This is a genomic window from Sandaracinomonas limnophila, assembly GCF_004005965.1.
GTDB lineage: Bacteria > Bacteroidota > Bacteroidia > Cytophagales > Spirosomataceae > Sandaracinomonas > Sandaracinomonas limnophila.
In genome coordinates this window covers 277,025-292,683 of sequence record NZ_SACY01000004.1, presented here as the reverse complement: position 1 = coordinate 292,683, position 15,659 = coordinate 277,025, and the positions used below count along the sequence as shown (strand labels likewise).

The window sequence follows — 15,659 nt, the reverse complement described above, 5'->3', positions numbered from 1 at the left end:
CCCCTCCTTTAGAAGGAGGGGGTTAGGGGGAGGTCAGAATAGGAAAATTGGGGAAAAAATAGGTATATATTGTAAAAAATCACTAATTAATGAATGCATTATTAAACTTAATTCTAGGAATCCTTTCTGGAATAATTTCTAGCTATCTCGAAAGAAAAATTTAGGTATTATTTTAGGATAAATCCACTCCCCCCTCCTTTAGAAGGAGGGGGAGTAATCAAACCTTATGAATCATTTCACATCTTATGGATTTATTACTAGCATCCCCCCTCCTTTAGAAGGAGGGGGTTAGGGGGAGGTCTACGAACAGAGGGGGTTAGGGGGAGGTCAGAATCTGAGAATTGGGGAAGCACCCCAGCGGGGTGCCACATCTATAGCATAATTGAAGCCACCTAATTATAATGCCCCAAAACAGAAATAATTAAAACCTCTTTTTCGATTAAATCAACCTTATATATTAGTCGATCTTTTTTATTAATCCTGCGAGAAAGTAACCCATTCATTGAGTGGTTAGTTAATTGTAAGGAAAAATTCATAAACTTTTTAATAATTCATCTAATCGTTCTTTTGTTTTAACATTTATCGTTTTTCCCTCTGCGGCTTCTTTAATTGCGTCATTTATTTTTAATTCCATTCCTTCAGATATTTTATATTCCTTAGGTTCAATAGGCATTAATAAATAGGAATGCTTTTTTCCGCGTTTTATAATCACACGATCCCCCTGATCAACTATTTCAAAATATGCCTTTTGATTCTCCCTAAATTCCCTACTTGTAACTTCTAAAATATTCATAATCTATTTACAATTTATGTGTACCAAAATGTGTACACAAATATAATTGTTTTATTTTAAGAACTAAATTTATACATAAACTCTTATGTAAAATTGAGAATGTAAAATGTAGAATTTAGAATTAAAACAGCGTTGGCTGAGCGGAGTCGAAGCCAAAAGCGGTAGGATTCTATTTATAGAGAATTGTGTCTTTGTGTTTAAACTTGGTGAACTTAGTGTTAACACAACGACACAAAGCCAACACAAAGACACGACGTTTTGTCTAATTTACCTGTCTTCTTCTCAATTCAGAACTAAAAGTTCTATTCATAGTACACACTCAGCAAAGCTGAGCGCGTTAGTATTAGTAAATAATTTTCCCGAAAACAAATTTTAACTTCCGAGTTTGGCTCGTTTTTACTTCCGAGTTTGGACTACAAGATTTTCATAAAACGAATATTACCAATAAACCATTAAACGTGGCACCCCGCTATAGATGTGCAATCCCTCCGGGATTGCACATCTATAGCATTTTGGTATTAATGTTTTTTTAGGTGTTTTATCCCGCTGAGATGGAATTCTCTGAGAATCGCATATTCTTTCCCATGGCTCAGAAAAATATTTTTGCGGGATTCTCAGGAGGTAGGGAATCTAGGAATATGAGAATCTGGGAATTGGGGAAGCATCCCTCTGGGATTGTTTTTTTGGTATTTCCCCAATTCCCACCAGAGGCTTCGAGTCTCCTCGCTTCGCTCGGCCTCAGCCTCCTGGTATTTCCCCAATTCTTCAATTCCCATATTCTCCAATTCCCCTATTCCTATATTCTCATATTCTCCAATTCCCCTATTCCTATATTCTCATATTCTCCAATTCCCATATTCCCCAATTCTCAGATTCTCATATTCTCCAATTCTCATTTTACCAAACAACTTATATAATAAAGGTATATATTGTAAAAAAACCACCAATTAAAGTTCGGTTATTTTCGGAACTTTTGTATATTTGAAAAGAATTTATGCGGGTAATCGGACGAAAGATTCTCCTAAAACTGAAAAAGAAACAGATTGGGAACCAAAAACTGGGAATTGAAATAGATCGATTATTAAATGATTTAGAATCGTTTAATCCATCTAATGGTTCAATCAAGACATATAGAGCTGATGCAGATTGTGTACATCCTGATGGATTTTATTTTTTTAACCTAAATATCCATAGAACATTAATTTTAATTGAGTTGGAAGACGAGGGGGATGCAACCATTATATGGGCAGGAAATCATAAGGAATATGATTCCACATTTAAAAACAACAAAAACGCAATTGAAAATTGGCTTAAAAAATTCGGATATATTTAATACAGAACAAAATGGAAATAGAACAAATCATAAAGACTGGATTTATAGCAAACGAGTTGGAATATGAAATTGCCATTTTAGCTGATAGAAAATTACGCATTTTGGCTAAGGAAAATGCTAATTTCAAAACCCAAAGGGCAATTTTAAGAGGAATAATTGAAGATTATGAACAAAAAGAATGGAAAGATGTCCGAAAAATCGACTTTTTAAAATTAATAGAATCAGAAAAAGCGGAAGCATACGCGGAAAAACAGCGGAATTTTTACGAAAATAGAAAACTCGCTATTAAGACAAAACTAAAATCAATCGGTTTAACTCAAGAAAATTTAGGAACTATTTTGGGCCATAAGAGTAAAACACATATGTCTGAACTTATCAACGGTTTAAAACCATTTACCTTAAAAGACCTAACCATCATTAATCAATTACTCAATATAAATTTAAAAACTCTTGTTCCCATTTTTCTTCCAAATGAAGAAAAAATACGAATTAACCACGTTTTAGAGGAAATAGTACTTTGAAAATCTAATGGTTTGAAAATTGAGGAATCGAAGAATATAAGAATTGAAGAAATTTTAATTGAAGCACATATTCTCATATTCCCATATTCCCCAATTCACTTGCTCACTAGCTCACTCCCCGAAACAGCTCCCGCGGAGAACAACCATATAGTTTTTGGGTGAGGCTGTAAAGCGTTTGTCGGGAATTGAAACCGACTACAGAGCCCAGCTCATCTACAGGTAGGTTTTGTAGATTTTTATCGTGTTTGTACTTTTCAATTAAATAGGCCAAACGCTTATTATTGATGTAATTTTTAACGCTTTCTCCTGTTTGCCGTTTAATCACATGGGATATATGTCGTTGGGGAATCTTTAAATCATTTGCCATTTTTTCGATCGTAAAATTGACCGACAAAAAATCACGTTTTGTAACCAAATAATTTTCAACGGCATTAAAAATAACCTGCTGCTCCAAATCATACGCCTCTTCATAAGGGTTCTTTTCTTCTGCTGTACTGACTTCCTTAGGATCAGAAGATGAATACGTAAAAACGTACTTTTTGAAATATAGATCCTCTAATATATTCGGGAAAAAAAGTAAATATAACACGGTAAAGATCATATCTGCCGACAACACAAATGCTAGCAAATCTATTTCGAGCTTATGGTCATCCAAAATGAGGTATTTATTAAAAATCAAGCCTGTTGAAATCAAACGAATCAAGAATATGCCAAACAATAAAAACACCATCTTTGAACCTTTCAATTCCTTTTGCAAAATTTTACCCTTCAAAAACCTAAAAAAATCAAACCCAATTAAAACTGAAAAAATGAGCAACATTGCAATTTTAATATAGGTATGAATTACCGGATTTATCCAAACGTACTTATCACTGTGATAAAACAGGTAATTGTTGGATCGGTACAATTCTATTTCCTTCAACTTTTCCCCCGCCGAACTCACATAAAAGGTAGTATTTTCTGCCACCTGAAAAAGAAAGGGCAAAAACAGGAGTAAAAAGTAAGCATTGAATTTTTGATTGGGCCTTAAAATATAAAAGTTAAATAAATAGCCCAGAGGTGGTATTATATAGATTAATGGAGAGGCGGTTCTAAATAAATGCGGATAAATAGCAATAAGACTTGGGTCTAAAAAAACGAAAGAAATCAATAAAAGTCCAACAAAAAACAGATAGATCCCCAGCAACCTTATACTAAGTACATTCCTTCCCCTGATTCCAAATTGAAGGCCGTTCAAAAAGCAAAAAAAGATAAAAAACGAATAGGTATAAAATTTAACGAAGGGCATTATTCGGGCGAAATAGGTGTCTTTGTGTTTTGTTTAAAATACTCGTTGGGATTCATTTGATAAAATCGTTGAATGGTTCTATACAAAGATTGCCGGGTTCCAAATCCAGAATTTTCTGCTAATATTTCAATGGAATAACCTTTCCACTCGTCATTAATAGCCATCATTTTTTTAATATAAACAATTCTCCAGTGCGCTACATAATCAGGAAAACTTTGGTTACTAAATTTACTAATCAAAACTGTCAATTGATTTAGATTAAGATTCAACATTTTGGCAAGTTGTACTTTGCTAAAGTTCTCGTCTACAAAAGGTGCTTGCATCTCCATCAACATATTCATTTCCTCGAATTTGTTTTTCATCCAAATATCCTTCGAAAAATCACTTGCTGGTTTTTTTTCCTCAAGGAACACCTCTTTAATCGATTCAAATTGTAATCCGTCTTGGTATTTAGGATACAAAACAAAAAACAGAGAGGTACAGATAAAATCGAGCACCACAACAAAATTAACAAGGGCCATCGTCTCCGTTACATGGAAAGAAATCAAAAGTAAATTAAAAATAATCACACCTTTTAAAAGTGTATGAAGTGCCAACCAAATAAAAAATTCCTTATTATTCGATTTAAAATAGAAAGTCTTACTTTTCAAATAAAACCTAATAAATAAATAGAGACTAGCAAAATAATAAATTAAAACCGACATGGTTTTAAAAAACAGATGCATTTTAACCTCTAAAATATAGGCCTCCACATGTTGTAAATGGGCAATCAATTGGGTATTAAACAAATAATAAAATTCTTGCTCTTTAAGTTCTTTCGACAGTAAAAAAAACGGAGTTAATTCCAGAACATGCAACACAAATGGCAGAAAATGTAAACAATCTAAAAGTTTAAATTTACGATAGGGCTTTAATCCAAACAGAAAAAACAAATAAGAGAAAGGGCCTAATAGATAATGAATCGGGTCTGTAACATGGACCAGATGTGGCCAAAAAGCAAAAAGCTTGAATTTAATGATCCAGGCAATTAAAATGAAAAAATAGAAACCAATCAGGTATAAACCCAAAAAATTGGTGAACAAACTTTTTGAGTTAAACGTAAGTCGAATCCCAACCAAAAACAAAAAGCTTGGCAAAACATAGAGATATACTATTTCAAAAAAACTCGAAAGCATAATTTTCTAAAAAAGAATTCAAATAACTCTAGTATCTATTAATTTTTTAATACGATTTAAACCAAAAATTTAACAAAATTATTTGTCAAAATTTTTGCAAAAACACCTTCAAAATCAATCAGAAAATTAGCCAAAATTTGGCCTTTAAGCCCATAAAAACATGAAATAGATTGGGATGCGTTTACGCGAAGAATATGCAACATATTACAATTAAAAAGGTGATTAGACAAATTAAAAGCTATTTAAAAATTCCTGCTGTAACATTTTAATAAAAACTAATTTTTTTACAAATAGAATATGGGAATATAAGAATATGGGAATATGGGAATATAGGAATTGGGGAAACTGAGAATTGGAGAAACGAGAACTTCACCAGAACTTTTCTAGGCTCCCCCTCCTTTAGAAGGAGGGGGTTGGGGGGAGGTCGGCAAACGATTTGATGTATTCAGGCTATAGATCTGCAATCCCCAAGCCGGGGGCTTCGAGTTTCCTCGCTTCGCTCGGCCTCAGCCCCCTGATGGTACACGGCATTGGTTACCCAATTCATATATACCTAATCCCTTATCCCTCATACCTTATCCCTAATTACCTCCGTTTCCCTCTAGGTATCACCTTGCTACTTCTACTCGATTTATTGGAACGACTTGGCTTCGAACGAGCCGAGAATCTTGATGCTCTATTATCCACTAATTCCAAATCGATGGATCTTTTGGCTAAATTAGTAGCAGAAACACGCACTTGTAACTTGTCGCCAAAATTGAATACTCTGCCATTGGACCTTCCTACAACTCGATAATTATCTTTGTCTAATTCGTAGTAGTCATCTTGTAGGTCAGCCATGCGAATCAAACCTTCACAAGAGGTGTCGCCAATCTCAACAAAAATTCCAAAATCTGTCACTCCCGAAATAATTCCATCAAAGATTTGTGGCTCATGCAAACTCATGTATTCCACTTGTTTGTACTTGATTGAAGCACGCTCCGCCTCCGCCGCCAACTTCTCTCGGTCGGAACAATGCTTACATTGCGCCTCCAATAATCCTTTTTCGGCCGACTCCCCTTTGTCCAAATAATGTTGCAACAAACGATGCGTCATCACATCGGGATATCTACGAATCGGACTGGTAAAATGAGAATAAAAAGGAAATGCTAAACCAAAGTGTCCAATGGCATCGGTAGAATAGCGGGCTTTCGACATCGTACGAACCGCCAAAGATTGTAGCACATGCTCCTCAGGTTTGCCTTGAATATCGTCCATCAAACCATTGAAAGAATCGCTGATATGGAATGGGTCCGTGGAAACGGCATAACCAAATTTCTTCGCAAATGTTGAGAAAACACGTAATTTTTCAGGATCTGGAGCCTCGTGCACACGATACACCATCGTATTGCGGGGTTCCGACTTCTTCATGTCATGCACAAACGTTGCTACACGCTTGTTGGCCAACAACATAAATTCTTCAATCAATTTATGCGCATCTTTTCGCTCGCGAGGATACACAGAAAGCGGTTTGCCTTGTTCATCCAATTCAAACTTCACCTCAACCGTTTCAAAATTTACGGACCCTTTTCGGAATCGTTCTGCACGTAAAATTTTTGCCAAACGGTCTAGTTCTTTAATCACCGGACTGTAAATATCCTTGTCATTGAGTTCAGCCTCAATATACACTTGCGCATCTTCGTAGGCAAAACGCCTATCAGAATGTATGATCGTTCTACCAAACCATTCCTTTTTAATTTTGCCCTCTTTGTCCATTTCAAAAACTGCAGAAAATGTCAGTTTGTCTTCGTTTGGACGTAAGGAACAAAGTCCATTGGATAGCTTTTCTGGCAACATTGGCACCACACGGTCTACCAAATAAACGGATGTTGCACGGTGGAAGGCCTCTTGGTCTAACAAAGAGCCCGGTTGCACATAATGCGACACGTCGGCGATGTGTACGCCAATTTCAATGTTTCCATTCTCCAATCGACGGAAGCTCAAGGCATCGTCAAAATCTTTAGCATCTTTCGGGTCAATGGTAAAGGTTAAGATATCTCTAAAATCTTTACGACTGGCAATTTCTTTATCGGAAATCTTCGTAGAAATATGTTCTGCTGCTGTTTCAACTTGCTCTAGGAAATGGTATGGAAGTCCATATTCCAACAAAATGGCATGCATTTCGGTCTCATTTGTTCCCGAAGCTCCCAACACCTCAATCACTCTTCCTTCTGCCTTTTTGCCCTCCTTAGGCCAAGAAGTTATTTCTACCAAAACCTTGTCCATGTGAGCAGAGTGCAAGGCCTGATTTCTTGGCACATAAATATCGTTGTAAATTTTCTTCGAATCCGCTACTACAAAGGCATAATGTGGGGTAATTTGGATCGTGCCAACCAGGGTTTTATTACCTCTTTCAACAATTTCAATCACCTCTCCTTCAGGTCTTGGGCTGCGTTTATTCTTTTTAGAAAGTAAACGGCAACGAACGGTATCGCCATCCTGTGCGCCATTCAAGTCTTCGGTTGCAATCCAAACATCTTGCTCTCCCTCTTTGGTGAGCACAAATCCAAAACGCTGATTCACATGGTCCACCTTGCCAACAACTTGGTTGGTGACTTTCATGTAACTAAACGTGCCGTCTTCTTCTTGCTGCAATTTGCCATCTTTGGCCAATAGCAAAATCATATCCGTGAAAATATCCTTTGTTTTTCGATCTCGAATTGCATAGGCCTTTAGGACCTGATTGATTGAATAGGAACGAAAATCGTTCAATTCAAAAAATGCGAGAATATCATCTTTGATGGAATTCGAATTACCACTACCCTTGTTCGCCATATTGCATATTTAACAAACAAAGGTAGTCAATTTTTACTTGATAAATTTTAGATTTAAAGCGAGGTACCAGGTTCTGCCATCTGCTGGTAAAATCCCGGGACCCGGATAACCTCCAGATCTTCGCGTAAAATATTTTTCATCCATTACATTATTTACGCCAAATTTTAGGGTTGCCATTTTTTTAAAACGATAAGTTCCTGAAATATCCTGCACCTGGTAAGATGGAATAAGCCCTGTGGTGGCTGCAGCATTAGCTAAAACGGTATTGGATGCATCTGCAAAAGCCTCTCCTACATCACTCATTTGCCAAGTTAAAGAAAGTCCCTTTTTAGAGTAGGTTATACCGTATCGATTAATTTTTGATGGAGCATTTTCAATTTTTTTGCCGGCTAAATTGCCTTCCAAAACTTGTCCATTCACCACACTTGTTGTTTTAAAATCTTTATATTCTGCTCTGGTAGATGCCAAAGAGGTAAAAATTGAAATATTCCCCAAGCGATTATTTTTTAACCAGGCCGAAGTAGGGCTAAACTCGAAATAGGCCTCCACACCTTGCGAAACAGAGTGTCCTAAATTGGTCCGATACTGATATTTTGTTCCTGCCTCATTTGTTTTGGTAATCACACCCACCCGGTTGTTATAATCTAGATAAAAATAATCAACATCATAGGTTAAATAATTTCCCAAGTTTCCCCTGTAGCCCAAATCAAAATTATAGCCCGAAGCATCTTTTAAATTTTGATCAATTACATCTGTTGTGGCAGGAGGCAATAAATCAGATGCTAAAACGGGTCTGTAGGCCTGTGCAATGTTGGAATAAAGCTTACTTTCTTTGCTTATTTTATATTCTGTACCAGCGCCTAATAATACAAAAGACCGACTACGCGTGGCGGGAACAGCCGGAATAGGTGCCCCAGTGGAGCTTAGTCCATATTGGCCCTCCATTCGAGTTTCAATTTGTTCAGATCGCGCGCCAAAAGTAAATAAAAGCTTATCGTTGGGGCGTAAAATAGTTTCTGCGAAAGCGGCCATATTGGTATTATGAAAAACTAAATCTCTGGTGAATAATCCAGTAATTGTAAAATCCATGTCTTTAGAAGAAGTACCTATGCCTAATTGTTTCCGGTCAATTTCTCCCGAAAAATAACGAAGTCCAGTAGCTAACGTATTCTTCCAAGAACCGGTTGTGTAATTCAATAGATAACGCAGTTCTGAGCCGAAGGTTTTGTAGTAATCTCTATCTACTTGGCGAGGTCCATTGGCATCTATTTCAGTTATTGCTTTGGTAAATCCGACGGAACTCCTTTCGGCAATCGTCCCAAAATTTTTCAAACTCAATTTAGAATTTTCATTGAATACATATTCTGCTGTAAGAGCATAAATAAACCAAGGATTAGAAAACCAATTTCTTTCTCGTGAGCTTTGCTTTGCATTTAAAGCAAATTGTGATTCGGTTAAACCCCCGGGCTGTTGAGAAATGGTGTACATATAGGTTGCCTGAGCACCTATTTTCAATTTGTTCGTAAACGCATAAGACAATTCGGCATGTGAGTGATCGGTATTAAAATAGGAGTTTTGTCTCCAACCATTTCCCACACGTTTTTGGTAGTAGGAAGTATAGCTCAATCGACCCAAAGTGCCTCCTACATAATTAAATGAACTCCATAAATTATTATTCCCAAAGGTATTTTGGGATTCCACTAAAAGCTTAGTAGATTTATCTGGTTTCCGCAAAACGAAGTTCATTAATCCGCCAAATTGCGGACCATATTGCAAAGAACTGGCACCTCTAATGATTTCAATTCGATCTACTACCTCCATCGGAGGAGAATAATAGGCCTCTGGATAACCCATTGGGTCTGGAGTAATATCGTAGCCATCCATGCGCACATTAAATTCCCATGAACGATTAGGGGATAATCCACGAGAAGCCACACCTAATTGAATGCCTGAGCCATCACTTTCCCAAACTTGGATTCCAGGAGTGCGCGAAAATACTTGTCGCGCATTGTTCATTGCCAAATTAGCGTTCAGGTTATCCAATTTAATCCATTCGTTTTTCTTACCTGCCGCTAATGTGTACTCATTTACCTCGGGCATGAACTCGTTACCTTTCACCCCAGCATTAGCAGAAACAAGAACCTCATGCAATTCTACAAATTCTTTTAAGGAAACATTTACTTCTTTCTGTTCAGCATCTTTTAATTCTATTTGCTTGATAACCGATTGATGCCCTACAAAACTTACCTGCAAAGTGTACATTCCCGCTTTCAAACCTTTCAGCACAAAATCCCCTTTTGCATTAGTTTCCACCCCACGAACAGTCCCTTTTAATTGAACATTTGCTCCCGGCAAGACTTCATGTAATTGATTCTCCACATGCCCAACAATTGACCCCTTTTGTGCGGAAAGTCCAAAAGAAACGGCCAAAAACAACAGTAAACCTATATTTTTCATTGTATTTTTATTTAGACTAATTTTAAATAGTACACAAAAGTAAATACGGGAAACGGGAAAAACAAAGTTATTTAGAATTATTTTAAATAAGGGGTAGTCTCTCCCTCTTAGATGACCTCCCTCGAGCTCCCTCTTTTTTTGACCTCCCCCTAGCCCCCTCCTTTTAAAGGAGGGGGAGTTTAAAAATAAACGCATAAAATTATTCCCCCTCCTCGTGGAGGAGGGGGTTAGGGGGAGGTGAAAATCGGAGAAAGAAAAAAGCATCCCAGGGGGATGCCACATCTATAGCATAAAAAAGGATTTACACATCCATTGCACCCCAGCGGGGTGACACATAAAAATCCATTTTAACGTTTTTATTAATTGACCCTGCTGGGGTCAAAATCTACAAGATTTTACCATAGTTTGCACTCAGCAGAGCTGAGCGCAAGTCACTTTCCACTTTCCACTTTTCACTTTTCACTTAAAGCTCTCCCCTTCGTCTCTGGCAAATAAATTACTCCCACAACAAAGGTAAGTGCTGCTAATGAAATTGGATAGAAGATTCCAGCGAAATTGGAATGCGTAACGGTCCCTAAATAGGTAGCCACAAAAGGGGCGCAACCGCCAAATACACCATTGGCGAAATGATAGGGAACTGATAAAGATGTGTAACGGATATTGGTCGGGAATAATTCAACCAAAAAAGCGGCGATGGGTCCATAGGCCAGGGCAGCAAAAGTAACCAAAAGCGTGCAAATAAATGCCAATTGCACCTTTCCACTCATACTTAAATAGATAACTTCACCAACCTGATTACCTTCATTGCTCACAATTTCCGACATCCAATAAAACAATGGATAATAAAACAAGGCCGCACAAGCCATGCCTGTCATCATGATTTTCTTACGTCCAATTTTATCAGATAGGGACCCAAAATACACAAATAAAGGAGTACCAATGACCAAGGAAACGGCAATAACCAAATTAGTAGTGGTGAAATCAACTTTTAGAATTTTATTGATGAAAATCTGTGCATAAAACTGCCCTGTATGCCACACAACTCCTTGTCCGACGATAGCGCCAAACATGGCAATCAACATCAATCGGCGATTCGATTTAGAGGCAAAAGCCTCTTTCAATGGGTTCTCAGAAAGTTTTCCCTCTTTGCGCAAACGGGCAAAAAGAGGAGATTCGTGCATGTTTTTACGAATGAAATAAGATACCACAACCAATATTCCAGATAAACCAAAAGGTACTCTCCAACCCCATTCTTTGAAGGCCTCCTCTCCCAAGGAAAATTGGCAAGAAAGAATAACTAAAATAGAAAAGAAAAAGCCTAAGGTGGCTGTTGTTTGAATATAGGAAGTATATTTTCCTCTCTGCGCATCTGGAGAATATTCTGCCACATAGGTTGCCGCACCGCCATATTCGCCCCCTAAAGCCATACCTTGTAAAATTCGCAACAACAATAAAGCCGCAGGAGCCCAAAGTCCTATTTGTGTGTATGAAGGAATAAAGGCGATTGCAAAAGTAGAACCGCCCATTAAAATTAAAGTCAACAAAAATGTAAATTTTCGACCCATTTGGTCACCCAATTTTCCAAACAAAATTCCGCCGAATGGTCTAGCCACAAATCCTGCCCCAAAAGCCGCCAAAGTAGAAATAAAAGCTGCAGTAGGGTCATCTTTTGGGAAAAACGAAAGCGAAATAATAGAAGACAAACTCCCAAAAATGTAAAAATCATACCATTCAATCACCGTCCCCACAGACGAGGCCGTGATCACTTGCCATAATTTTTTAATAGGTATTTTGTTGTTGTCGAATTCTTCTGGGGTTGAAGTCATGGGGAATTAAGAATATAGGAATATGAGAATTGGGGAATTGGAGAATTGGGGAATATTAAAGTATTAAAGATAGTAATTTTGTAGTATTTTTTGATAAATTTAAATTTTTATAATTTTAAAAACATTTTTCTCCAATTCTCCAATTCTCATATTCCCCTTTTGAATTGACCTCCCCCCTGCCCCCTCCTTTTGAAGGAGGGGGTGGCGCGCAGCGCCGGGGGCGGTAAAAAAAGAAAATTTACAATTAAATAATAAGTTAAAAAGATGTCAACAAGAAGAAATTTTTTACAAAAATCTGGTTTAATGGCTAGCGCAGCCATTTTACCTATTACAGCACAAAGAACAGAAATGAAATTTATCCACCACGTATTATTTTGGGCTAAAAATCCAGGAAATGCCGCTGAGGTTGCTCAATTAAAAAATGCGATTTTAGAATTAGGTAAATTGCCTTTGATCCAAAATGTACATGTAGGTTCCGCAGTAGTGACCGACTTCGACAAAGCCGTAACTGAAGGCTCATACACCATTTCTGTTGTGATGGTATTTGAAAGCGCAGAGAAGGAAAAAGAATATTTGTACCACCCATTACACAAAAAATTCATCGACGAGAACAAGCACCTGTGGGGCAAAGTTCAAGTTATGGATTCAATTGCGTAAGCGTTTCCTTGCGAATTAAATAAAACATCCCAAATCCGGATAGCAGAAAAAGCGCCAAAGTAAAAATATTTTGAAGGCTAATGCTATCTGGATTTTCCAATAGTTTTTGCCAAGTAGCAGCCTGCGAGCCAGCCCAAATAGCAAATAAACTTCTTGGGAGCATCCCCAAGGCTCCTCCAACAATAAAGCTTTTTAGATTCACTTTTAAATAGGCCAACAACGCTGTAGTTATGGCAAAAGGGAAAACGGGGGAAAGTCGAATCAAAAATACCCAATGAATGGAGTTTCGATTGACATTTTTTAAGACCTTGTTTACCTTATTTTTCGACTCTAAAAATGTTAGTATTTTTTCCCCTTTGATGATTTTAGCTACAAAATACCCCAACAAAGATGCTAAAATATAGGTAACAAAAATGGGCAAAATAGAATTAAATCCCCAGATATATCCGCAAAAAAGCGCAAAAAAGGAAGTTGGAAAAAATCCGAGTCCAAGGATAAAAATCGAGGAAATCCAAAAAATAATTAATGAGCTAATTGGCCAATTTTGAATTTGAAGTGCCTCATGAAAACCAATGTATCCAACAATAATAGAGCTTGTCAGTGGGATTACCGCCATCCAAATGAGATATAAAATTTCCCACACTCCCCTCTGTTTTAATTGGTTCATTCCCAAATTTACTTAAATTATTCGCTACCTTTGCAATCAATTTTACACAATTTTATGAGCAAGGAAGTAGCGATCATCAAATACAATGCAGGAAATGTGGCCTCTGTGATGTACGCGCTCGACCGCATTGGTGTGAAATACATTTGGACAGACGATGCCTCTCAATTAAATTCTGCTGAAAAAATCATCTTCCCTGGTGTTGGAGAAGCCTCCACAGCCATGAATCACTTGAAAGAAACAGGATTAGACCTCTTAATTCCCACACTTAAACAACCTGTTTTAGCAACTTGCATTGGCATGCAATTGTTATGCAAAAGTTCAGAAGAAAACAATGCAACTTGCTTAGGAGTTTTTGATGTGGAGGTCAAACGTTTTCAATCCAAAACCCATAAAATTCCACATGTAGGTTGGAATAAAGTCAATTTTTTGGAACAAAATGCCTTAACAGAAGGACTTAAACCTTCTGAATTTATGTACTTTGTCCACTCTTATTTCGCACCGGTTGGTCCATATACCATGGCTACTTGCGACTATATCCACGATTTCTCTGCCATGCTGCACAAAGACAATTTCTATGCAGCACAATTTCATACAGAGATTTCGGGACTTGCTGGACAAACCCTTTTAAACAATTTCGTTCATTCTATATGAGTTTTCAAATTATCCCGGCTATTGATGTTATTGGTGGACAATGTGTTCGATTGACCCAAGGAGATTATGGCCAAAAATCTGTCTATCACAATGACCCTTTGGAGATCGCTAAAGCCTTTGAAGGTGCAGGAATTACTCGATTACACTTGGTAGATTTGGACGGTGCAAAAGAAAAGAAAATTGTCAATCACAAGGTTTTGGAACGAATTGCTTCTCAAACGAAGCTACATATTGATTTCGGAGGTGGAGTACAATCGAATGAAATGATAGATTTAGCATTTTCATTAGGTGCCAAACAAATTACAGCAGGATCAATTGCAGTGAAAAATCCAGAATTGGTGATTTCCTGGTTTGAAAAATATGGAGCAGATAAGATTATTTTAGGGGCAGATGCCAAAAACGAACAAATTGCTGTTTCGGGTTGGCAAGAAAACTCTAATTTATCTGTTTACGATTTCGTATCGGATTATGTACAAAAAGGTGCTAAATACATCATTTCAACAGATGTTGCCAAAGATGGTTTATTGCAAGGTCCAAGTTTTGACTTGTATAAAAATCTGCAAAAACAGAATTCTGGACTAAACATTATAGCCAGCGGAGGTGTAAGTAATTTGGAGGATTTGCAACAATTAAAAGCCATGAATTTGTTTGGCGTAATTGTTGGCAAAGCATTTTATGAAGGAAAAATCACCTTGGAACAATTAGCTCAATTTGCCTAATGTTAACAAAAAGAATCATTCCTTGTTTAGATATCAAAGAAGGCCGCACGGTGAAAGGCACCAATTTTGTGGACCTAAGAGATGCTGGCGATCCGGTAGAACTTGGTGCGCTTTATGCTCAAGAAGGTGCAGATGAATTGGTGTTTTTGGACATTATTGCCACGGTAGATAATCGAAAAACCTTGGTTGATTTGGTACGTGAGGTAGCCAGAAATGTAAATATTCCATTTACTGTGGGTGGGGGGATTTCTTCCGTTTCAGATGTTTCTGCTTTGTTAAATGCAGGTGCCGATAAAGTTTCCATCAATTCTTCAGCTGTGAGAAATCCAAATTTGGTGGATGAACTTTCGCTTCATTTTGGTTCACAATGTATCATTGTTGCTATAGATACTCGCTTTGTAGAAGGAAATCATTGGGTACATACCCACGGAGGCAGAAAAATCACCGAAATTCAAACCATTCCATGGGCAAAAGAGGTACAGGAACGCGGTGCAGGTGAGATTTTGTTAACTTCCATGGACGCCGACGGAACCAAAAATGGCTTCGCGAATGAGTTAACTGCAGCTATTTCGGGCAGTTTATCCATCCCAGTTATTGCCAGTGGCGGTGCCGGAAGTATGGAGCATTTTTACGAAGTATTTACCGAAGGAAAAGCAGATGCGGGCTTGGCAGCAAGCATTTTCCATTTTAAAGAAATTGAAATTATGGACCTGAAAAAGTACCTTTCTGATAAAGGTTTACCTATTAGGTTATAAAAT

The 15,659-nt window shown here is 37.4% G+C and carries 13 protein-coding genes; 6 read left to right on the top strand and 7 right to left on the bottom strand.

What is annotated here, in order from left to right; all coding sequences use genetic code 11:
- Positions 1-532 precede the first annotated feature (532 nt).
- Positions 533-793: a prevent-host-death protein gene (locus EOJ36_RS10040; RefSeq protein ID WP_127804948.1), complete on the bottom strand. Its 261-nt coding sequence runs from the start codon at positions 791-793 to the stop codon at positions 533-535.
- A 994-nt stretch (positions 794-1,787) separates the two neighbouring features.
- On the opposite strand from EOJ36_RS10040, the gene EOJ36_RS10035 reads away from it, so the two are divergent.
- Positions 1,788-2,126, top strand: a complete 339-nt coding sequence (locus tag EOJ36_RS10035) for a type II toxin-antitoxin system HigB family toxin (RefSeq protein WP_127804946.1) — start codon at positions 1,788-1,790, stop codon at positions 2,124-2,126.
- Positions 2,127-2,137: 11 nt separating this feature from the next.
- Positions 2,138-2,647, top strand: a complete 510-nt coding sequence (locus EOJ36_RS10030; protein ID WP_238944466.1) for a transcriptional regulator — start codon at positions 2,138-2,140, stop codon at positions 2,645-2,647.
- Between the two features lie 106 nt (positions 2,648-2,753).
- Here the strand turns inward: EOJ36_RS10030 and EOJ36_RS11975 are convergent, their stop codons facing one another.
- The 5 genes from EOJ36_RS11975 to EOJ36_RS10005 all read right to left on the bottom strand — a co-directional run bounded on the left by EOJ36_RS11975 (position 2,754) and on the right by EOJ36_RS10005 (position 12,207).
- Complete coding sequence (locus EOJ36_RS11975) at positions 2,754-3,404, bottom strand: helix-turn-helix domain-containing protein (RefSeq protein ID WP_164847893.1); 651 nt, start codon at positions 3,402-3,404, stop codon at positions 2,754-2,756.
- Between the two features lie 530 nt (positions 3,405-3,934).
- Positions 3,935-5,110: an AraC family transcriptional regulator gene (locus EOJ36_RS10020; protein WP_127804940.1), complete on the bottom strand. Its 1,176-nt coding sequence runs from the start codon at positions 5,108-5,110 to the stop codon at positions 3,935-3,937.
- 585 nt (positions 5,111-5,695) lie between these two features.
- Positions 5,696-7,924 carry a ribonuclease R gene (gene rnr, locus EOJ36_RS10015; RefSeq protein ID WP_127804938.1) on the bottom strand — a complete coding sequence of 743 codons (2,229 nt, stop codon included), beginning with the start codon at positions 7,922-7,924 and terminating at the stop codon, positions 5,696-5,698.
- A 33-nt stretch (positions 7,925-7,957) separates the two neighbouring features.
- Positions 7,958-10,381, bottom strand: coding sequence for a TonB-dependent receptor (locus EOJ36_RS10010; RefSeq protein WP_127804937.1), 2,424 nt, complete (start codon positions 10,379-10,381; stop codon positions 7,958-7,960).
- A 452-nt stretch (positions 10,382-10,833) separates the two neighbouring features.
- Positions 10,834-12,207 carry an MFS transporter gene (locus tag EOJ36_RS10005; protein WP_127804935.1) on the bottom strand — a complete coding sequence of 458 codons (1,374 nt, stop codon included), beginning with the start codon at positions 12,205-12,207 and terminating at the stop codon, positions 10,834-10,836.
- Between the two features lie 264 nt (positions 12,208-12,471).
- Between EOJ36_RS10005 and EOJ36_RS10000 the strand changes: the two genes are divergently transcribed.
- Positions 12,472-12,864, top strand: coding sequence for a Dabb family protein (locus EOJ36_RS10000; RefSeq protein WP_127804933.1), 393 nt, complete (start codon positions 12,472-12,474; stop codon positions 12,862-12,864).
- On the opposite strand, the gene EOJ36_RS09995 is transcribed toward EOJ36_RS10000, so the two are convergent.
- A complete protein-coding gene (locus tag EOJ36_RS09995) occupies positions 12,845-13,531 on the bottom strand; it encodes a TVP38/TMEM64 family protein (protein ID WP_127804931.1) in 687 nt (228 codons plus the stop codon). The two genes, EOJ36_RS10000 and EOJ36_RS09995, sit on opposite strands and share 20 nt — an antisense overlap.
- Before the next feature lie 54 nt (positions 13,532-13,585).
- Here EOJ36_RS09995 and hisH point away from each other — a divergent pair, with 54 nt between their 5' ends.
- From hisH to hisF, 3 genes are read left to right on the top strand one after another with little or no spacing between them, the layout of a single operon-like run.
- Positions 13,586-14,182: an imidazole glycerol phosphate synthase subunit HisH gene (hisH, locus tag EOJ36_RS09990; protein WP_127804929.1), complete on the top strand. Its 597-nt coding sequence runs from the start codon at positions 13,586-13,588 to the stop codon at positions 14,180-14,182.
- Complete coding sequence (gene hisA / locus EOJ36_RS09985) at positions 14,179-14,901, top strand: 1-(5-phosphoribosyl)-5-[(5-phosphoribosylamino)methylideneamino]imidazole-4-carboxamide isomerase (RefSeq protein ID WP_127804927.1); 723 nt, start codon at positions 14,179-14,181, stop codon at positions 14,899-14,901. Before hisH ends, hisA begins: the two co-directional genes overlap by 4 nt.
- On the top strand, positions 14,901-15,656 hold the full coding sequence (gene hisF / locus EOJ36_RS09980) for an imidazole glycerol phosphate synthase subunit HisF (RefSeq protein WP_127804925.1): 756 nt from the start codon (positions 14,901-14,903) through the stop codon (positions 15,654-15,656). Before hisA ends, hisF begins: the two co-directional genes overlap by 1 nt.
- Positions 15,657-15,659: the final 3 nt, after the last annotated feature.

Bases quoted from the DNA above. Each gene is read 5' to 3' on its own strand.
- EOJ36_RS10010 (WP_127804937.1), bottom strand. From the start codon at position 10,381: ATGAAAAATATAGGTTTACTGTTGTTTTTGGCCGTTTCTTTTGGACTT.
- hisH (WP_127804929.1), top strand. From the start codon at position 13,586: ATGAGCAAGGAAGTAGCGATCATCAAATACAATGCAGGAAATGTGGCC.
- rnr (WP_127804938.1), bottom strand. From the start codon at position 7,924: ATGGCGAACAAGGGTAGTGGTAATTCGAATTCCATCAAAGATGATATT.
- EOJ36_RS10035 (WP_127804946.1), top strand. From the start codon at position 1,788: ATGCGGGTAATCGGACGAAAGATTCTCCTAAAACTGAAAAAGAAACAG.
- EOJ36_RS09995 (WP_127804931.1), bottom strand. From the start codon at position 13,531: ATGAACCAATTAAAACAGAGGGGAGTGTGGGAAATTTTATATCTCATT.
- EOJ36_RS10040 (WP_127804948.1), bottom strand. From the start codon at position 793: ATGAATATTTTAGAAGTTACAAGTAGGGAATTTAGGGAGAATCAAAAG.
- hisA (WP_127804927.1), top strand. From the start codon at position 14,179: ATGAGTTTTCAAATTATCCCGGCTATTGATGTTATTGGTGGACAATGT.
- hisF (WP_127804925.1), top strand. From the start codon at position 14,901: ATGTTAACAAAAAGAATCATTCCTTGTTTAGATATCAAAGAAGGCCGC.
- EOJ36_RS10000 (WP_127804933.1), top strand. From the start codon at position 12,472: ATGTCAACAAGAAGAAATTTTTTACAAAAATCTGGTTTAATGGCTAGC.
- EOJ36_RS10005 (WP_127804935.1), bottom strand. From the start codon at position 12,207: ATGACTTCAACCCCAGAAGAATTCGACAACAACAAAATACCTATTAAA.
- EOJ36_RS10020 (WP_127804940.1), bottom strand. From the start codon at position 5,110: ATGCTTTCGAGTTTTTTTGAAATAGTATATCTCTATGTTTTGCCAAGC.
- EOJ36_RS10030 (WP_238944466.1), top strand. From the start codon at position 2,138: ATGGAAATAGAACAAATCATAAAGACTGGATTTATAGCAAACGAGTTG.